12 protein-coding genes and 1 pseudogene are annotated in these 19,247 nt (G+C 35.2%); 4 read left to right on the forward strand and 9 right to left on the reverse strand.

The genetic code is table 11. The features are described from left to right. Window positions 1-207 precede the first annotated feature (207 nt). The 3 genes from gerSA to gerSC are packed head-to-tail and all read left to right on the forward strand — an operon-like array spanning window position 208 to window position 3,977. Window positions 208-1,746: a spore germination protein GerSA gene (gene gerSA / locus MKY00_RS17430; RefSeq protein WP_000534508.1), complete on the forward strand. Its 1,539-nt coding sequence runs from the start codon at window positions 208-210 to the stop codon at window positions 1,744-1,746. Continuing rightward, window positions 1,743-2,840, forward strand: coding sequence for an endospore germination permease (locus tag MKY00_RS17435; protein ID WP_016718209.1), 1,098 nt, complete (start codon window positions 1,743-1,745; stop codon window positions 2,838-2,840). Before gerSA ends, MKY00_RS17435 begins: the two co-directional genes overlap by 4 nt. Next, the gene (gene gerSC / locus MKY00_RS17440) at window positions 2,841-3,977 is read left to right on the forward strand and encodes a spore germination protein GerSC (RefSeq protein WP_001252220.1); all 1,137 of its coding nucleotides are present in this window, start codon (window positions 2,841-2,843) and stop codon (window positions 3,975-3,977) included. A gap of 79 nt (window positions 3,978-4,056) precedes the next feature. On the opposite strand, the gene MKY00_RS17445 is transcribed toward gerSC, so the two are convergent. The 4 genes from MKY00_RS17445 to MKY00_RS17460 all read right to left on the reverse strand — a co-directional run bounded on the left by MKY00_RS17445 (window position 4,057) and on the right by MKY00_RS17460 (window position 10,370). Beyond that, entirely contained in the window at window positions 4,057-4,191 is a 135-nt protein-coding gene (locus tag MKY00_RS17445; RefSeq protein ID WP_001116176.1) for a hypothetical protein, read from the reverse strand. Between the two features lie 57 nt (window positions 4,192-4,248). Next, window positions 4,249-7,611, reverse strand: a complete 3,363-nt coding sequence (locus tag MKY00_RS17450) for a tubulin-like doman-containing protein (protein WP_000175139.1) — start codon at window positions 7,609-7,611, stop codon at window positions 4,249-4,251. 73 nt (window positions 7,612-7,684) lie between these two features. Next, on the reverse strand, window positions 7,685-9,784 hold the full coding sequence (locus MKY00_RS17455) for a vWA domain-containing protein (protein ID WP_016718210.1): 2,100 nt from the start codon (window positions 9,782-9,784) through the stop codon (window positions 7,685-7,687). Between the two features lie 250 nt (window positions 9,785-10,034). Next, entirely contained in the window at window positions 10,035-10,370 is a 336-nt protein-coding gene (locus MKY00_RS17460) for a hypothetical protein (protein WP_016718211.1), read from the reverse strand. Window positions 10,371-10,503: 133 nt separating this feature from the next. Here MKY00_RS17460 and MKY00_RS17465 point away from each other — a divergent pair, with 133 nt between their 5' ends. After that, entirely contained in the window at window positions 10,504-10,902 is a 399-nt protein-coding gene (locus MKY00_RS17465; RefSeq protein ID WP_000554981.1) for a hypothetical protein, read from the forward strand. Window positions 10,903-10,943: 41 nt separating this feature from the next. On the opposite strand, the gene MKY00_RS17470 is transcribed toward MKY00_RS17465, so the two are convergent. From MKY00_RS17470 to MKY00_RS17490, 5 genes and pseudogenes are all read right to left on the reverse strand, one after another. Next, entirely contained in the window at window positions 10,944-11,663 is a 720-nt protein-coding gene (locus tag MKY00_RS17470; RefSeq protein ID WP_000828280.1) for a class I SAM-dependent methyltransferase, read from the reverse strand. Window positions 11,664-11,770: 107 nt separating this feature from the next. Continuing rightward, window positions 11,771-13,477 carry a peptide ABC transporter substrate-binding protein gene (locus tag MKY00_RS17475; RefSeq protein ID WP_000728487.1) on the reverse strand — a complete coding sequence of 569 codons (1,707 nt, stop codon included), beginning with the start codon at window positions 13,475-13,477 and terminating at the stop codon, window positions 11,771-11,773. A 282-nt stretch (window positions 13,478-13,759) separates the two neighbouring features. Then, complete coding sequence (locus MKY00_RS17480) at window positions 13,760-15,466, reverse strand: peptide ABC transporter substrate-binding protein (protein ID WP_000728459.1); 1,707 nt, start codon at window positions 15,464-15,466, stop codon at window positions 13,760-13,762. A 359-nt stretch (window positions 15,467-15,825) separates the two neighbouring features. Further along, window positions 15,826-17,532, reverse strand: coding sequence for a peptide ABC transporter substrate-binding protein (locus MKY00_RS17485; protein WP_000727516.1), 1,707 nt, complete (start codon window positions 17,530-17,532; stop codon window positions 15,826-15,828). 348 nt (window positions 17,533-17,880) lie between these two features. Then, a pseudogene (locus tag MKY00_RS17490) lies at window positions 17,881-19,132 on the reverse strand (dicarboxylate/amino acid:cation symporter). Window positions 19,133-19,247: the final 115 nt, after the last annotated feature.

Genomic DNA, 19,247 nt, shown 5'->3' on the forward strand with positions numbered 1-19,247 from the left:
TCATAAATAAAACGATAGATTCATAACAGGTCATATCACGATTCCATCTTTAACACTATAATTATAGCGTTAAAGTTAAAAATATACAATATAAAATTTAAACTACGCATATGTGAGCTTGGAACTATCCATAATAACCCATATAAAGTGAAACTTTAATCAACCCTCACCAATCGGGATAAAACATAACAAGGAGTAAGCAAACAAATGGGGTCTTTTAATAAATGGATTCGTGGTGAAAAATCTTTTTCTACCCAAGAGCAAGCTGATCACACATTAAATAAATTTATCTCTTCTTCCCTTTCCCTTAATTTAAAGCACTTGTCCAAACTGTTTAGCGGTATTCCAGAATTAATAACACGCACTTTTCCATTAAAAAACGGACAGGAAGCTGCACTTATATATATGGAAGGACTTGTAGACAAAACTGTTATTAACGTAAACATCCTTCGTCCTCTCTTGTTTAAAGAGTGGAATGAAGACGATTTTTGGGAAGCCTCTGTTTCTATCGGAAATATTAAAAAAGTTCAACAGTGGACAGACATTGAACAATCTCTTTTACACGGCAAAAGTATTTTATTTATAAACGGGCAATTATCCGCTTTAGAGCTTGATACGCAAGCGGCACCAAAAAGGAGCATTGAAGAGCCTACAACAGAGAGCTCCATAAAAAGCTCACACGAAGGATTTAATGAAGTAGCGAGCGACAGCCTTGCACTTATTCGTCGATATATTCCAAATCGCGAATTGAAAGTAAAGGAATTCACTGTTGGTGAACGAGCTACTTCAAAAGTTTTTTTGCTGTACTTAGCAGACATTGCAAACGAAGATGTTGTACAAGAGATGGCCTGCCGCATCGAATCAATCAAAGTAGATGCCATTCTTACTACCGGAGAATTAGAAGGATTTGTTGAAGATAATTCCTATACTCTCTTTCCGCAATTATCAATAACTGAACGCCCTGACACAACAGCACATCATATTCTGGATGGGCGAATTGCTGTTGTTGTAGATCGTTCACCAGGCGTATTAATAGGACCAATGACTTTTTCAGCTTTTTTTCAGACGATAGATGATTACAGCTTCAGACCAATGATTCCATCTTTTATACGATTACTTCGTTTCACTGGATTATTTATTGCAATTTTTGCTCCTGCTCTTTATATTGCTATGATTTCCTTTCATTATGAAGTGATTCCCCTTAAATTATTGTTAACGATTGGAGAATCTCGAGCTAAAATTCCTTTTCCTCCTATATTAGAAGCACTTTTGATGGAATTAGTACTTGAAATGCTCCGCGAAGCTGCAGTTCGGCTTCCTGGACCCGTTGGACAAACCATTGGTGTCGTAGGAGGAATTGTTATTGGACAAGCTGCAGTTCAAGCAGGAATAGTAAGTAATGTTATGGTTATCGTCGTATCTATTACTGCAGTTGCTTCTTTCATCATCCCTAATCTAGAAATGTCTGCAGGAATTCGCCTTCTTCGATTCCCAATGATGATAATTGCCTCTTTATTTGGTGTCATTGGTATTATGGTTGGGATGGCAATCATTATTATTCATATACTTTCTATGGAATCTCTCGGTGTTCCTTATGGTAGTCCTTTTTCTCCGTTATTTGCTTCGGATTTAAAAGATATTCTTATACGTTTACCATGGAAAATAATGAAGAAGCGCCCGCTATCCCTTAACTTAAAACAAGAGAATCGACAACGCGATATAGAAGGAACGGAGGAAGAGAAGTGACAAAGCATGCAAAGAGGGAGATTAGTTTATTTCAATACATTTTAACGATTAGTGGTGTTCAAGTAGGATTCGGTGTCCTTACACTTCCTCGCGAAGTTGCACAAGGGGCGAATACAGATGGATGGATTTCTATCATTATTGGATGCGCTATTACTACTTTAGTCAGTCTGTCTATTGTAAAAATCATGGAAAAGCATCCTGGATATACTTTACTCGATGTGCTAACTCGTTATCTTGGGAAGTGGCTAGGAAGAGCAGGAATGATTTTTTGGATTTTATATGCTGTCCTTGCAGCTATTTCCTTAATTTTTTCCCTCTTATACGTTATTCACATTTGGATTTTACCTAGAACTCCAATGTTTTTAATTATGATTTTACTATCTATTCCCATGCTTATGCTCGCATGTAAAGGCGTTCTTATTATAAGTCGCTATGCTGTTTTCACTGTGTTTTTCACACTGTGGATGCCTTTACTATTGTTTATCCCTCTTAAAGATGGGCATTGGATATACCTTCTCCCTCTTCTTAAAGAGGGCTGGATACCAGTTTTAAACACCGTAAAATCAACTATTATTGCATTTCTTGGATTTGAGTTTGCATTTGTCCTTTATCCGTATTTGAATAACAAATCCTCTGCTAAAAAAGGGATTGTTATCGCAAATTTAATTACACTATTTCTTTATCTTCAAGTCACGTTCGTTTCTTTCGTTTATTTTAGTCCAGATGGTATAACAAAGTTTTTATGGCCCACCCTTTCTCTTGTTACACCATTTCACTTTTCGTTTCTTGAACGGTTTGAAATTATCTTTTTATCTTTTTATCTCTTCATTATTTTTGATTCTTGCATTCCTTACATATTTACTGCTTCAGATGGAATCAATCAATTACTTAACAAAAAAGGGAGTTCCTTACCTATTTGGTTTTTATTATTCGGGTGTATTGTTGTCTTATTCTTTTATATCCCTTCCTCTTACCAAATAAATGCGTTGCGAGACTTTTGGGGAACTGCCAGTTATTTTATCGCTTTTCTATTCCCAGTCGTATTTCTCTTATACATGACACTTTATCAGCATTGGAAAAGGAGAAGAGTTTAAATGAGGCGCTTTATTCATTTCACTATACTTTACTTTCTCATAACCTTTTTAACAGGCTGTGGAGATCGACTCGACTTAGAAAAACAATCGATTTCATTAATTTACGGCTTTGACGCAAAAGCAAAAGGAAAATTAATTGTGTACCACGTAAATCCTATTTTTAATGAAGATGTAGAAAAAAAGTACGAAACACATGAAGCGAAAGTACGTACACCTCGAGAAGCAAAAGCAACGTTTAATAGTTCAAGTGGCGGTTTAGTATCTACAGAAAAGTTACAGCTCATTTTATTTAGCACAAATTTTTTAAAACAAGAAGGGGCTATGCCTTACCTTGATGTTTGGTATCGTGATCCTAAAAACACTGGAAACATGCGTATGGTTGCAGTAGACGGTCCAATTTCTTCAGTTATATATAATAACTTTAAAGACAAGCCTGCCCTTCCCGAGTATTTAACAGATTTAATTAATACGAACAAACTGTACAATCGGACCGTTTTTACAACATTCCATGAATTTCACAGGCAAACGTTTAATAAAGGTATAACACCTGCTATTTCAGAAATAAAAAAAGGTAAAAAAGATGTTATCGTTACCGGTTCCGCGCTATTAACTTCTCGCGGAATTTATAAAATGTCATTAAATCGTTATGAAAGCGCCCTTCTTCTTTTGTTACAAAAGAAAGCGAATACACCGGTTTCGCTTACATTGAAAATCCCTTCTACTTCAGTTGAAAGTAATAGTGATTTAAAAGATACCGATGGCGGCGATTTCGTAACAATAAATGTTCTTAGCATGAATCGTGATATCCATACAGACTATAGCGATAACCGCTTCAAATTTAATGTTAAAATGAATTTAAAAATCGCTGTATCTGAACTTACATTCAATATGGATATAGACAAAGATAGAAAGAAATTAACTTCTCTTATTACAAAACAACTAAACAAAGATTTAAACGATTTAATCCACAACATTCAAAAACAGCAGCTTGATCCATTCGGATTTGGTGATTATGCGAGAGCGTTTCAATATGAAAAATGGAAAAGAGTTGAAGACGATTGGCCGAGTGCCTTTTCAAAAGCTAACGTAAAAGTAGCACCTACTATTAAAATTTTAGAAAATGGGATTATTAAATAGCAAAAACACGCTACTTGTTCTTATACGTTTAAAGAACAAGTAGCGTGTTATCATCTTTATTTTGAAGCTTCTTATACAGTTACACTTCTGTTTCTGGTTCTTCGTTTTCCACTTCTTCCAATCTTTGCTGCTCTGCAAGCTCAGCTGAAATCATTCCATAATAAATTTCTGGATACAATCCGAATATTTGATATACACTTCCTAAAAACGGCATCGGAATCCCTCTTTTCTAAAGTTGTATTGCCACTTTTAAGGATTCCCTTTTCATTCATTATACATTCGTTTTTGGCGTTTCTTCTTCATCATGAACGCTTAATAAATTTTGCCACTTTTTATAAGGAGCACTATTTGGATCTACATATCCTTTCGCGTACGAACGATCCCACAATTGTTTAATAAACATTTCTTTCTCTTTCTTGGCAACCATATCGGCACCTGTACCGTAATAGTTTTGGAAATATAACTCAATTTCATCAAGGAACAGTCTTAATAATTCATCAGAAGTTTCTTCTAACGTTGGATCATATTTCGCTTCACGGTCATACATTAAAATCATATCTAAAATATTATGGACATGCTCTTTACGTAGCCATCTAATATCTTGAGCACCTAATACAAATGGATGCGTATATAAATGTCCACCTTGTATCATCGCCTTTTCTTGTTCTTCTTCAAATCTGGACAAAATGTTTTCATAAATAAATGGATTATGAAGCAATGCTCTGTGTAATTTATAACTTTCACTTGAAATATTTTTACCCATCGACTGAATTAAGAAGCTACGTCCAACACCGTTATATTGATACACGAACTGACCATCAACAGCAACTAAACTTATCCAGCGATACATATACGCGTATAGAAGAGCTCGATTACATTTATCATAATCTAACTTCGTTTGCGTTGCATTTAAGTCTGGCATGAATGCTGGTAAGTGCCAATACTTATCTAAATGCGGTGTTAAACTAGATTTTTTACTATTCAACTTGTTTACACGGCGATAGTACGACTGAAAATAATCACCTTTATCATTCATAAATCCATTTGCAATATGTCCAGACGAAAGCTTAGGAAAGTCTTGTAGTGATAAACCGTAATGTGCACGATAACAAATGACTTCAAATGGCGAGAAAGCTTCATTTACTGTATCTTTTTCTTTAAACATTTCTTGCATTAATTCCTCTTGCAGTTCTTTCTTTAAAGATGGATGTATGCCCCAATATTGTAATTCCCTATGATGAGAAACTTTCGGCACGAATGGACTTGCTAAATGGAACAAGTCTTCAATTTTTTCACGAACATATTCATCACGATCACGATTCTTATAATCTGCCTCTTTTCGTAATGCCTCAACGATATTCAGCTCTAATTTATCGCGATAGCGTATTTGTAATTCGTCATAGCAATAGCTTAGTATGTGCTCACGATAAAAGTCTTCTACCTTTTTCGATTGAATCTCTTCTGTTTTCGCATCCCGGCAATATTCCCCGTATAAGCTCATATAAATTTCTGCTGATATATCTTTCGGTAATACACCTAAATTTAAATGTTGTTGCATATCTTGCCATATCTTTTCTTGTAACTTCTCTTCCGCTAATACGTATACATTCGTTGGGTTTGTTTTCCCTTCAAATTCTTTGCTTCGTTTTTGAATTTCGAACAATAAATTTTCACGTGTTTCATGTAAATTATCAAAAAACCTTTCCCAATATTGAATCATTTTATTAACCGCTTGATATAGCGATTGATAAACGAGTTCTAATAGCATTTCTTTACGGTATTCGTTTAATTTGTGTACGTACTGCGTTACAATATCTTCAAATTCCTTTTTAAATAAACGCTGCTGGTTATTAATCATTTTTCCGAACCAACCTTGTTGTTGCGCAATTTCTACTCGGCGTACAGCTGTTACCGTTCCATCAATGTTACTCACATTAAATTTCTTATCGTAGTTTTGAATTAAATTACGCTTTTGTTCATTATTTTCATGTAGTCGATTCATTTTTTCCACTAACTGCTTTCGAATTTCATACAACATAAAACGAGCTGCTACTGGATGAACTGGATCTGTTTTCTTTAAAAACCATGTATTTAATTGATATGACTGGCCTTCAGAACCACTCGGTGAAAAACGGTCTGATTCAATCATGTCATATAAAAGTGTCGTTACATGTTCATGTACACGGCTCGGAATCGCATACGCATATAAACGAACCGCATGATCGACCCTTGCTACTTCACCTTTCATTTGTTCCATCATTTTCAGTTTCGCAGCCGAAATTTTACACTCATGCTGCAGACGATTTAATTCCTCGTCTTTTTGTACCGTACGCTGTACATAGCTTTCTACAGCTTCTAAAAACAGTTTAGATTTCGCAACACCAACCTTACCGCCTTCTGCTCCTTCACGCGTTTCATTGTACATTTGTCTATAGAAAATATGAGCCTGCTCTGGACGAGTAGCAAGATGTTCTAAATCTTCTAAATAACTTTTCCCGCGCTCTGGCTTTTCACGCTGCATACCACGTTTTACATCTTGGTCATATCTATGCTTCTTCTCTTGAAACAATTGATCTAAATGAAGCCACGATTCATCTAAACCTTGCACGGCCCATTTTAAAGCACAATATTTTAACACATGCTCATATGGATAAATAATCTTTGCCGTTCCTGCTCCGCAATATCGTCCTTTCCCACTTGATTCTGCTAATTGCTGAATTTGATTATCTTCCTGTGCAAAATGATTTGCGGACATCGGACTAAATAACTGTAAATAAATCGTATTTGCCATTTGCTCCATATAATCTGATAAATTGTGCAGATGGTGTCCATGTAAATTTTCGTAATCATATAAGAAACAATAATTGTACGGTAAATGATGTTGTTTAATTGTATGATTCGTTCTTCCGTCCTCATCTACTTGATCCGGTCGATACTCTAATTCAATCGTAACCCCGCCGCGTTTTGATAACTCTCCAGTAGAACCGAGCGTAATGGCATGTAATTCTTTTAACGAGGCATAGCCATTTGCTTGCACCGTTTCAAACTCTTTCGCACTAACCGTTCTCGTCTTCACTAACACATCCGGCATTAGAAATGCACCGCGTATTAAAATGTTGTGATGCTGCAGTTTTTTCCGAAGCATTTCACGTAAATATAATGCAATTTGTAGAAACATTCCTGAACCTGTTCCGCCCGCTAGTGATGTTACGATAATGACACGCACTCCATATTCTGTTTGATCGCTCGTAACTGGAAAAATCTTCTCAATTTCTTGCCAAAAGGACGTGAGTTTATCTTCTTTCATCGCAGCACGTAACGCTAAACGGGAAATAACGCGTAACTGTCCTGCCCCTTCTGTCAGTGGTTTATCAAGTATAGTCGGGTCCATCGGAAACCATTCTGGAATCGTTGGATCTCCTGCAATATACTCCCTAGGCGTTTTGCTCGAACTCGTTTGCGTCTTAAACTTTCGAATATGATCAAATTTACTCAATGTATTCACATCTGTATCAAATACGTGCATTGCTACCTTTTTTCGACGCTCCTCAGGCAGTCTTTCATATATTTGATGTGTCACAGTACTACCGATTCCACCTAAACCAATTAATATCGTTGGAACTTGTAACGTCATGTGAACCACCTTCCTATTCTTGCTTGTTTGAAAAGAGGAGGGAAAGATAACATTCTCCTCTTCTCCCCACCTACTATTCACACTCGTATTTGTAAATCTCCTTACCATATCCTCTATCAATTACTAAAAGTTCATTTGGATATAGTGTCTTATGTTCCATTCCAACCTCATCCTCTGTTATAAACATCCCATCAATAATCATTCCTACTACTTGTGACTCTTTCGCTACAAATATCGATTTTGATCCTTTCTTCGCTATAAACGTAACGGATTGCACAGTCTTTCTTTCTGCCCTAAACGGAATACCAAAATAATGCTTCCACCATTTATTTTTCAGTAATTCTGGCTCAGATTGATATAACCAATCTTTCGCTACCTCTTGATCCCATTCGTAATACAATAGTGCTTTACGGTGAAATCTCGGACGGACAATCCATCCTAAAACGATTATTCCTACTATTAACAGTAATAAAGTGATAGGAATAACAAACTTAAAAATAAGCGCATACTTTTCATAAAACGGTGCATCTTGAATGTGGAGTTTTATGTTTTTCTTTACTTCTTGTAACTTTGAATCCTGCACTACGATGGTAGCTTCTACGGTGCCGGTATCTGTAAAATTGAACGTGTCGGAGTAATGAGGTCGAGGATAAATATAAATTTGATTACCATGTTGTTTTATTTCATAGTTGATGGATTGTTTAGATGTGACACCAGTAGATTTTAATAGTTTTTTTACAGCCTCTTCTGTCATCGGCTTATCATCTAACTGTGGTTGTATAATAAATGGTTTACTACTCTCTAAATTCGTTACTTTTTCTTCATAATCTTTCGTGACAGTTCGAAGAGATAATTCAGGCTTTTTCGTTGTTTCGATTTTAAATTCTTTCGTCTGTCTGTAAAATCCTTTTATGTTCATATGAACTTTCCCGCGTACTAATCCTTTAGTAAGCTTCGTTTCGTAATAAAATACATGTCTTTTATCGTCCCACTTCATCGCATATTGCTTTCCGCCTATTTCTACTTCTGCCTGAAAGTAAGAAGACTGAACTGGCAACTCAGTAGGTTTTGCTTCAATAACAGCTGTCACACCTTCATACATTTCCTCAACATTTTTTCTATCCTTATCCTCTTTGTCATAAGTAGAAACAGTATAATTAAGCGCCGGTTCGACTAGTACTTGTAACCCTTCTTTCTCAATATCTCGATCCACTTCTATCGTATACGTTCCTGGTTTAATAACTTCTTCATTTTCCGTACTGATATGAACTATATTTCCGAACAATTTCGCTTCACCTGGTGCATGTATGGAAAAAGAAGATTGTAATTGTAATGGTTTAGAAATTTGTGTGACCTGATAATTAGACAAAGAAGGCGATTGTCGCACAAGCGTCATACGTTTTAACGGAAATGGTGTTGTAATCTCTACTTTCTTTCCTACCACTTTCGTTTTCACAATCGATTCAACAGAGGAGAACGGATCACGATTTGCAACTAATGCCGCCACTTGATTGACGCTTTTTACAATACCATCCTCTCCACTAGATGGCATCGTAACTCCATTTATCTCTTTTTTCCATATTTCTTTAAACGTATTTAGTTGTGCCTTTTCTTGCTGTCCTAAATCCTCTTCCATCGTAATTAAAATTGGATGTAACGATATCTTTTTTGCATCCATTTCTTTCTTAAACTGTGCTAACTTTTGTGTAATTTGTTCTTTTCCGCCAATCTTATCTTTCTCTAAATCATTAAATGCCCCGTCAGTTAAGACAATAAGCCAAAATTCACGTTTCCCATCTATATCTGCTTCCTTTTTTATAGATTGCATCGCCGTTTCTACTGCGCTAAACGGAGTATTTAAATACGTTTTCCACGCTCCAATTCCCTCAATTTCCGTTTGTCTCTTATCCTTCGTTAACGAAATGTTTAATGGATCATTCGGCTTGCTCATTGGAACGTAAGAAAATGTATCTTTTTCATCTAATAGCGCAACTAAACTTTGCAAAGCATAATTGGCATATTTCCAGCGATCGTTATTTCTCATGCTGCCCGAATCATCATATACAAGTGAAACGACCCTTTCCTTTGCCTCCTCTCCTTTTGCAAAAGTCCAAAAAGGATGTAACCATATAAATAGAAACAACATGAATGTGGCACAAATTCGAATTTTCATGATGAGGCTTCGCCACCTTTGTAGACAAATTCCTATGTTTAAATTTATGAGAGGATACAAGATATATGACTTGTATTTTAGGACAACGAACACAGCATAACTTTATTATGTAAACAGTTATAAAAGCTGAATATGATTCCTTCTAGCGTTTTCTATCCGATACTATAAGTAAAAAAGCCTGTTTAAGCTCTACACTTAAAACAGACTTTTCCTACTTTTTATTTTAAAAACACATAACAAAAAGTTTGATTTATTGCTTCACATACACTTCAACAATCGGATTATCTTTATGATCCGCATGCAAGCGTATATTCTCCTCACTTGTACTATATATGCTAGCTAATAACATAATTGTTAACACGTTAGGAGTTTTTGCATCACTCCCATATTTCCTTTCCAGTGCTTCCTTATATTCAAAATCCAAATCCCCTTGCACATATGTATACACTTCAAAACCGTCTTCTAAATTGCAAACTACTGTATCAATAATATCTACCCCTACTTGTTTCTTTATTTCCTCTCGCAATGCTTCAATAAACTCTTCCCATGATACTTCGTATGTCTGAAACTGATCTGTAGATTTCATGCCTTTTCCTCCTTATATATCCTCTTCCTATATTTCCCCTTTCCTATAACAATTATGATAGATAGGGCATTCGTACAAGCCGCACTTGTCCCCTTTACATATCGTATTACTGTAATGCGGAAGGAGAAGAAACATGCATAGACAAAAATGTTATGATACGTGCCGACGTTATTTCGGTAAAGTTGTTCGAATTGAAGACATTGATGGTCGTATTCATTTAGGTAAAATAATCGATGTGACAAAAGATTCCGTATGGATTGAGCCCATGCAACAGCATTCATCTTTTGATACAGGATTCGGATACTATGACGCATATGCAAACGGTGGCTGTGACCTTTGCGGTGGCCTTAGTAGATGTGACAGCTGTGGATTCGGTTGCGGCGGTGGATTCAGTGGTTGCGGTTGTGGTGGTCGAGGTTGTGGTAATTGTGATGGCGGCGGTTGTGGCTGGGGCGGCGGTTGCGGCTGGGGTGTTGAACTCGGATTTGGTTTTATCTTCGGAATTACATTAGCTGCATTATTTTTCATTTAATATAAGTAAAGAGTTGACTATTTTTAGCCAACTCTTTTTCTTCATTTTTCACATATAAAAATACGATGCCCTAAAATGTGTTGGTACATAAGCCTTATATTTTCATGTTGCACCCATGCCTCATATAACTCATTCGGAATAAATTGTGATACATTCCATTCCGGCTCTTCTATATAAGCAGTGATTGTTTCTGCAATTGTACCACCGCCAGCAATAGTAACCCGCTTAAAATTTGCTTTCTGAAATAATTGTACCCACTCACTCTCAGTTAATAGCTCTTTCATCCCGTATAATTGAGCGATTTTCTCTTCCTCACCCTTATCAATATGCCTATCAATAATCATTTCAATGACAACAAGCTTACCGTCTTTCTGTAGTACACGATAGCACTCCGAAATAACCCTTTCTTTCTCTGTAAAAGCAAGTATCGATTCTCCGAGTACCAATTCAAATGAGTTATTCAAACACGGTAAATTCTCTACATTTTCTTCAATTAATTGTATATCTAATCCTTCAAACGACCATCTATCTTTCGCCTTTTGAATCATAATTTCATTCTTTTCCACCGCTGTTACTTTATATCCAAAATTTTTTGCCATATATGCTGCGGTTTTTCCCGTGCCGCAACCTATCTCTAGGACATTCGCTCCCTGTCTAAGGGGCAGTTGTGCTAGCAATTGTTTTGTTAACGTAAAACCACCTGGATGAGCACTCCCTATTCCGTAATAAGCTAAGAAATCGATGTATGTGTTTCGTTTCATGGGATTCTCCCTTTTTCATTTTATATATTCAAGGAAGAAATAAAAGTGCATAGAAAAAGCATTTTCAAGTGCTCTAATACCGCAACTTGAAAATGCTCTTATCTTTTTTATTTCTCTTCTACATACGCCCATTTGAAACTATATTCCGGACTAATATTATGTTTCACGATTCCCTTTATATTTGGTTTCATTACATATGATCTAGCATTTTGATATAATGGTACAAGCGCTACATCGTCTTCAAGTAATATTTTTTCAGCCTTCCCTAACTCTGTCCAACGTTTTTTTGCATCAGCCATCCATTCTGTCTTACTTTTATTAATAATGTCATCATATTTTGAATTTGAGTAGCTCATCTGGTTTTGCGAATTTTTTGTTTCAAACATATCAAGATATGTCATTGGATCCGCATAATCTGGATTCCAGCCACCATATGAAAAATCATAATCTTGGTCTGATTCTAATTTTAGTTTTTGCTTAAATGGTTGCAGTTTAATATTTACTGTCACGCCTTTTAGGTTTTTTTCAACTTGATCTTTTACATACTCCCCAACTTTTTTCGCATTACCAGTATCATAATTTAATAACTCTATCGTCACTTGATCTTTTCCTAGTTCTTTTTTCGCTTCTTCCCAGGCTGCCGCTGCCTTTTTGGAGTCTTGTTTTAAACCATTCTTGAACGTTTCTGCAAAATCTTTACCGTCTGGTCCACTCGCTAAACCTTTTGGTACTAAGTAATCCACTGGTTTTGAACCATCATTTAAAATAACATTCGTTAAAGCTTTCTTATCAATAGATAATGCAATTGCTTCACGTAGTTTTTTGCTCTTTAATGGTGTATCTTGCCCACCACGTTTTTGATTTAAACGTAAGTAAAACGTACTTGTTTCCGAATATGCGCCAAACTCTTCTTTATTATTTCTATACTTATCAACAAATTCACCTGATAGAAGCGCGAAGTCAATTGCACCTGTATCATATAAATTCACTCGAGTAGCCCCTTCTTTTACTACACTATAGTTAATTTCATCTAATTTTACAGTCTTTTTGTCCCAATACTGATCATTTTTCTTTAATTTCCAGCCTTGCTCATGTTTCCAATCAGTAAGCACAAATGGACCATTATAAAGCGTTGTATCAGACTCTAAACCAAATTTATTTCCTTTTTCCTTTACAAACTTTTCATTTAATGGATAGTATGAAGCAAATGCCATTAAATTCAAGAAATATGGTACAGGTCTTTCTAGTTCTACTTCAAGCGTATAATCATCTACCGCTTTTACACCTAATGTCGAAACTTCTGCTTTTCCTTGATTTATCGCTTCTGCATTTTTAAGATAGTATGCAATAAATGCATACTCAGCAGCTGTTTTTGGATCTACTAGACGTTGCCATGCAAATACGAAATCTTTCGCTGTTACAGGATCACCGTTTGACCATTTTGCATCTTTCCGTAATTTAAATGTATATTTTTTACCATCCTCGCTTTTTGTGCTAGATTCCGCTACAGCTGGGATTGGCTTATTATCTTTATCAAGGCGATATAAACCTTCCATTGTATTCCCTAAAATTTGTGAACCAAGTGTATCTGTATTTTTGGAAGTATCCATCGTCGGAATTTCATTCGTTTCTGTACGATTTAACACTTGCTTTGCCGCATATTTAATATCAGATTTCTTCTCTTCCCCACCATTATTAGACGTTGTAGTCGTTTTTTTCTCCCCACCAGAAGATCCAGAACATGCTGTTAAAGCCATACTCATCGCTAAAACTGGCGCTACAACCGACGTAAACTTTTTCATCTTTTTCTTCATTTTTGTACCCTCCCCAATTTATATGTACGAAACTAACTTTGAGAGATTTTTCTATGAACTTAGTTATTAATACCTTTTCACTAATTAACATCCTGTTAATTATCCTCATTTTTGAAGTTTCACTTATTTTATTTTTATAGTAACTAAGTATTTTACTATTACTACTATACGAATTCTCCCCCATCTACTATATGTCAGTACCACTTTTCTTATTCTTCTCTATTTAATTTAATAGAAAAAGAGCGTGTTAAAGGTAATTATCTTTTAACACGCTCCTTTTTATTATTTCCCTTCCGTTACATAAGCCCACTTAAAGCTATACTCTGGACTAATGTTATGTTTCACAATGCCTTTTACATTCGGTTTCATTACATATGCTCTACCTGTTTGATATAAAGGTACCATTCCTGCATCTTCTTCAAGTAATAATTTTTCTGCTTTCCCTAACGTTTCCCAACGCTTCTTCGCATCAGACATTAATTCATTCCCTGCTTTTTTCACCATTTCATCATATTTTGGATTCGAATAACTCATTTGGTTATATGGGCTCTTCGATTCGAACATATCAATAAATGTCATTGGATCCGCATAGTCCGGACTCCAACCAGCAAATGAAATTTCATAATCTTGTGCCGATTCTAATTTTAGTTTTTGTTTGAACGGCTGAATTTTCGTATTAACCGTTACACCTTTTAAGTTTTTCTCAATTTGATCTTTAAAGTAGTCAGCAATTTTTTTCGCTGTTCCATCATCATAGCTTAGTAATTCAATTGTAACTTGATCTTTACCAAGCTCTTTTTTCGCTTCTTCCCAAGCTGCTGCACCTTTTTTCGGGTTATATTTCAGACCATTTTTAAATGTATCTTGGTAATCTTTACCATCAGGTCCTGTCGCAAGCCCTTTTGGAACCAATTGATCTGTTGCTTTTGAACCGTTATTTAAAATAACGTTTGCTAAACCTTTTTTATCAATTGATAATGCGATTGCTTCCCGTAGTTTTTTACTCTTTAACGGTGTGTCTTGTCCATTACGTTTTTGATTTAAACGTAAGAAGAATGTACTTGCTTCTGAGTACTCACCATACTCTTCTTTGTTCGATTTATATTTATCAACAAATTCTCCTGATAATAGTGTGAAATCAATTGATCCTGTATCATATAAGTTTACTTTCGTCGCAACTTCTTTTACTACACTATAGTTAATTTCTTCTAATTTCACAGTCTTCTTATCCCAATACTTATCATTTTTCTTTAGCTGCCATCCTTGTTCATGTTTCCATGAAGCCATAACGAACGGTCCGTTATACAACGTTGTATCTGCTTCTAAACCGAATTTATCTCCTTTTTCTTTTACGAACTTTTCATTTAAAGGATAGTACGATGGGAATGCCATTAAATTCAAGAAATACGGCACCGGTTTTTCTAATTCTACTTCTAGCGTATAATCATCTACCGCTTTTGCCCCTAAATCTGTTAGTGGCTTTTCACCTTTATTAATTGCCTCTGCGTTTTTAATATAGTAAGCAATAAATGCGTATTCTGACGCTGTATTTTTATCCAGTAAGCGCTGCCATGCAAATACAAAATCTTTCGCTGTTACTGGATCACCATTTGACCATTTTGCATCTTTCCGTAATTTAAATGTATATTTTTTGCCATCCTCGCTCTTCGTACTAGATTCCGCTGCAGCTGGGATTGGCTTATTATCTTTATCAAGACGATATAATCCTTCCATTGTATTCCCTAAAATTTGTGACCCTAACGTATCAGTAGATTTAGACGTATCCATCGTCGGAATTTCTTGATTCTCTGTACGATTTAACACTTGTTTCGCTGCGTATTTAATTTCAGATTTTTTCTCTTCCCCACCACCACTAGACGTCGTAGTTGTTTTCTTCTCCCCACCAGATCCAGAACACGCTGTCAACGCCATACTCATCGCTAAAACTGGCGCTACAACCGCCGTGAACTTTTTCATCTTTTTCTTCATTTTTATACCCTCCCCAATTATATGTACGAAACTCATTTTGAGAGATTTTCTAATAATTAGTTATCAGAAAATTCTTATTAATTAATATTCTACTAATTTTTCTGGTTTTGTAAAGTTATTTTTAAAATATTCTAAAAATTATTTTTTTTAATAGTAAAAGACATTTTTCACAGTTGTTACTATACAAATTATCTATATCTATCGGTTCATTTACATTTAATCTCATAATAAAAGAGCATTCCAAAAGTCAATAGTCTACTTTTGGAATGCCCTATCATTTTATCTTTCTATTGTGAACAATGAGATTCACACTACAAAATAAGCTAAGAAACTTATATTTATAGTATCACTGTTTAAAATTATTTCCCATCAGTGATATATGTCCATTTGAAGCTATACTCCGGACTAATGTTATGGTGAACGATGCCCTTCACATTTTGTTTTTGAACGTATGCATCACCACGTTGGTATAAAGGCACAATTGCTACATCTTTCTCAAGAAGTAATTTCTCAGCTTTCCCTAGCTCTTCCCAACGTTTCTTCGCGTCACCCATTAATTCTCCACCAGCTTTTTTGATCATATCATCATACTTCGGATCAGAGAAACTCATTTGGTTATGAGAATGCTTAGACTCAAACATATCTAAGAATGTCATTGGATCCGCATAATCTGGATTCCAACCGCCATATGAAATATCATAATCTTGCTCTGTTTCTAATTTCAGTTTTTGCTTGAACGGTTGAAGTTTAATATTGACTGTTACACCTTTTAAATTCTTCTCGATTTGATCTTTAACATATTCTCCAACTTTTTTCGCATTACCAGTGTCATAGTTTAATAACTCAATTGTAACTTGGTCTTTTCCAAGCTCTTTTTTCGCTTCTTCCCATGCAGCTGCTGCTTTTTTCGCATCTGGTTTAATACCATTTTTAAATGTTTCTTGGAAGTCTTTACCGTCTGGTCCAGTTGCTAATCCTTTTGGTACTAAGAAGTCCGCAGGTTTAGATCCATCATTTAAAATAACATTTGCTAAATTCTTTTTATCGATTGAAAGCGCGATTGCTTCACGTAACTTTTGACTCTTTAATGGTGTATCTTGTCCGCCACGTTTTTGGTTCATACGAATAAAGTAAGTACTTACTTGTGAATAAGTCCCAAACTCTTCCTTATTATTTCTATATTTATCAACGAATTCTCCTGATAGAAGTGCAAAATCAATTGCATTTGTATCATATAAATTTACTCTTGTAGCTACTTCTTTTACTACACTATAGTTAATTTCATCTAGTTTTACAGTCTTTTTATCCCAATATTGATCGTTTTTCTTCAGTTTCCAGCCTTGTTCATGTTTCCAATCAGTAAGTACGAATGGTCCGTTATATACTGTTGTATCAGACTCTAAACCGTATTTATCCCCTTTTTCTTTTACGAATTTCTCATTTAACGGATAGTACGATGGGAATGCTACTAAGTTTAAGAAGTATGGTACTGCTTGTTCTAATTCAACTTCTAAAGTAAGGTCGTCTACTGCCTTTACTCCTAGTTCCGTTACAGGTTTTTCCCCTTTATTAACCGCTTCTGCATTTTTAATTGGGAATGCGATAAATGCATACTCAGCAGCTGTTTTTGGATCTAATAGACGTTGCCATGCAAATACGAAATCTTTCGCTGTTACAGGATCACCATTTGACCATTTTGCATCTTTACGTAATTTGAATGTATATTTTTTACCATCCTCACTCTTCGTGCTTGATTCTGCCGCAGCTGGGATTGGTTTGTTATCTTTATCTAATCGATATAAACCTTCCATCGTGTTCCCTAAAATTTGAGAACCTAATGTATCTGTATTTTTAGAAGTATCCATTGTTGGAATCTCATTTGTTTCAGTACGATTTAGTACTTGTTTCGCCGCTAATTTTTCTTCTGATTTGCTATCTCCGCCTGAGCTAGAATTTGTGCTTGTCTTCTTATCTCCACCTGATGTAGAACATGCTGTTAATGCCATACTCATTGCTAAAACTGGTGCTACAACTGCTGTTAGTTTTTTCATTTTTTTCTTTTTCACTTTCTGTACCCTCCCTAATTCTAAACGCTCTCATTTAAGAGTTTTCTGATAATTCTGTTTTTCTTTATATATTTATCAGAAGATTCTTATTAACTATTATTCTACTAATTTTTTGAGTTTTGTAAAGTGTTATTATTGAAAATTTTTAAAAAATTATTTTATTACAGTAATATTCATAAAAATTCCATAATCTTTCGAAACACTATATCTTATTGAATCTTATGTATTGATTTAATAGTCTTTATACCCTTCCACTATAAAACACCTGTAAATTATTGTTAATAAATAATGTATATCGTAACAAACCTCTTTTCTACAAAAATAAAAAAGTCAGCTTTGCTGACTTTTTTATCCGACCATTTTCTCTTTTTTCATTTCCTCTATTACTCTCGTATACTTCTCTTCATCAAATTCATTTTCACTTTTTGCAACAACTACAGTCGCAATACCGTTACCAATTAAATTGACGATAGCACGTGCTTCTGACATGAAACGATCTACACCAAGTAATAGCGCTAACCCTTCTAATGGAATAACATTCATCGCAGATAAAGTAGACGCTAGTACAATAAAGCCTCCACCTGTTACTGCGGCTGCTCCTTTAGATGTAACTAACAAAATAGCTATTATCGTTAATTGTTGACCTAGTGAAAGATCGACGTGAAAGACTTGTGCTAAAAATATAGTAGCCATCGATAAATAAATTGTCGTTCCATCTAAATTAAAAGAGTATCCCGTCGGAATGACTAAACCTACTACCGGCTTCGAACATCCGAAGTCTTCCATCTTTGTCATCATTCGCGGTAATACTGATTCTGATGATGATGTCCCAAGAACAATGAGTAATTCTTCTTTAATGTGAGCTAAATATTTCCACAAACTAAATTTGTACAGTTTACAAATAAAATTTAAAACAATAAAAACAAATAATGCCATTGTCGCATATACACAAATCATTAATTTACCAAGTGGAATAAGTGTACTTAAACCATATTTGCCAATTGTAAACGCCATCCCGCCGAATGCTCCAATCGGTGCTAATTTCATTACAATTGATAAAATGTTAAAAAATACTTTCAAAAAAATCGATTACCGGTTGTCCATTTTTCCCTAACATCGTTAACCCAGCACCGAATAAAATGGAGAAGAACAGCACTTGTAAAATATCACCTTTTGCAAATGCTTCAAACATGTTAGACGGTACAATATGTAAAAAGAAATCCACCCACTTCATTTCTTGCCCGCTTTGTACATATTGCGAAACATCTCCGCCCTTTAGCTTTGAGGGATCTAATCCATCTCCGGGACGTACAACATTCGCTATGATGATACCAATAATTAAAGCCGCAGTTGTAACAATTTCAAAATATAATAATGCCTTACCACCAACACGACCTACCTTTTTCATACTTCCCATGCTTGCAATACCAAGCACAATTGTTAAAAAGATAATCGGTGCAATAACCATTTTAATCATATTGATGAACGTTTCACCAATTGGCTTCATCTCTTGTCCAACACTCGGCCAAATAGCTCCTACTGCAATACCACAAATAATGGCCACAATAACTTGAAATGTTAAATTCTTTACGATTCTCATTTTTGATACTCCCCTGCTTCTTTCATTTCTCCCATACTTTTTCAATAATTGCTAATGATATATTCTATGTAATAGCCCCCCTGTTATGTAACTTAAACTACAATTTTATGTTACA

Source organism: Bacillus sp. FSL R9-9834 (assembly GCF_038006905.1).
Taxonomy (GTDB): domain Bacteria; phylum Bacillota; class Bacilli; order Bacillales; family Bacillaceae_G; genus Bacillus_A; species Bacillus_A pacificus.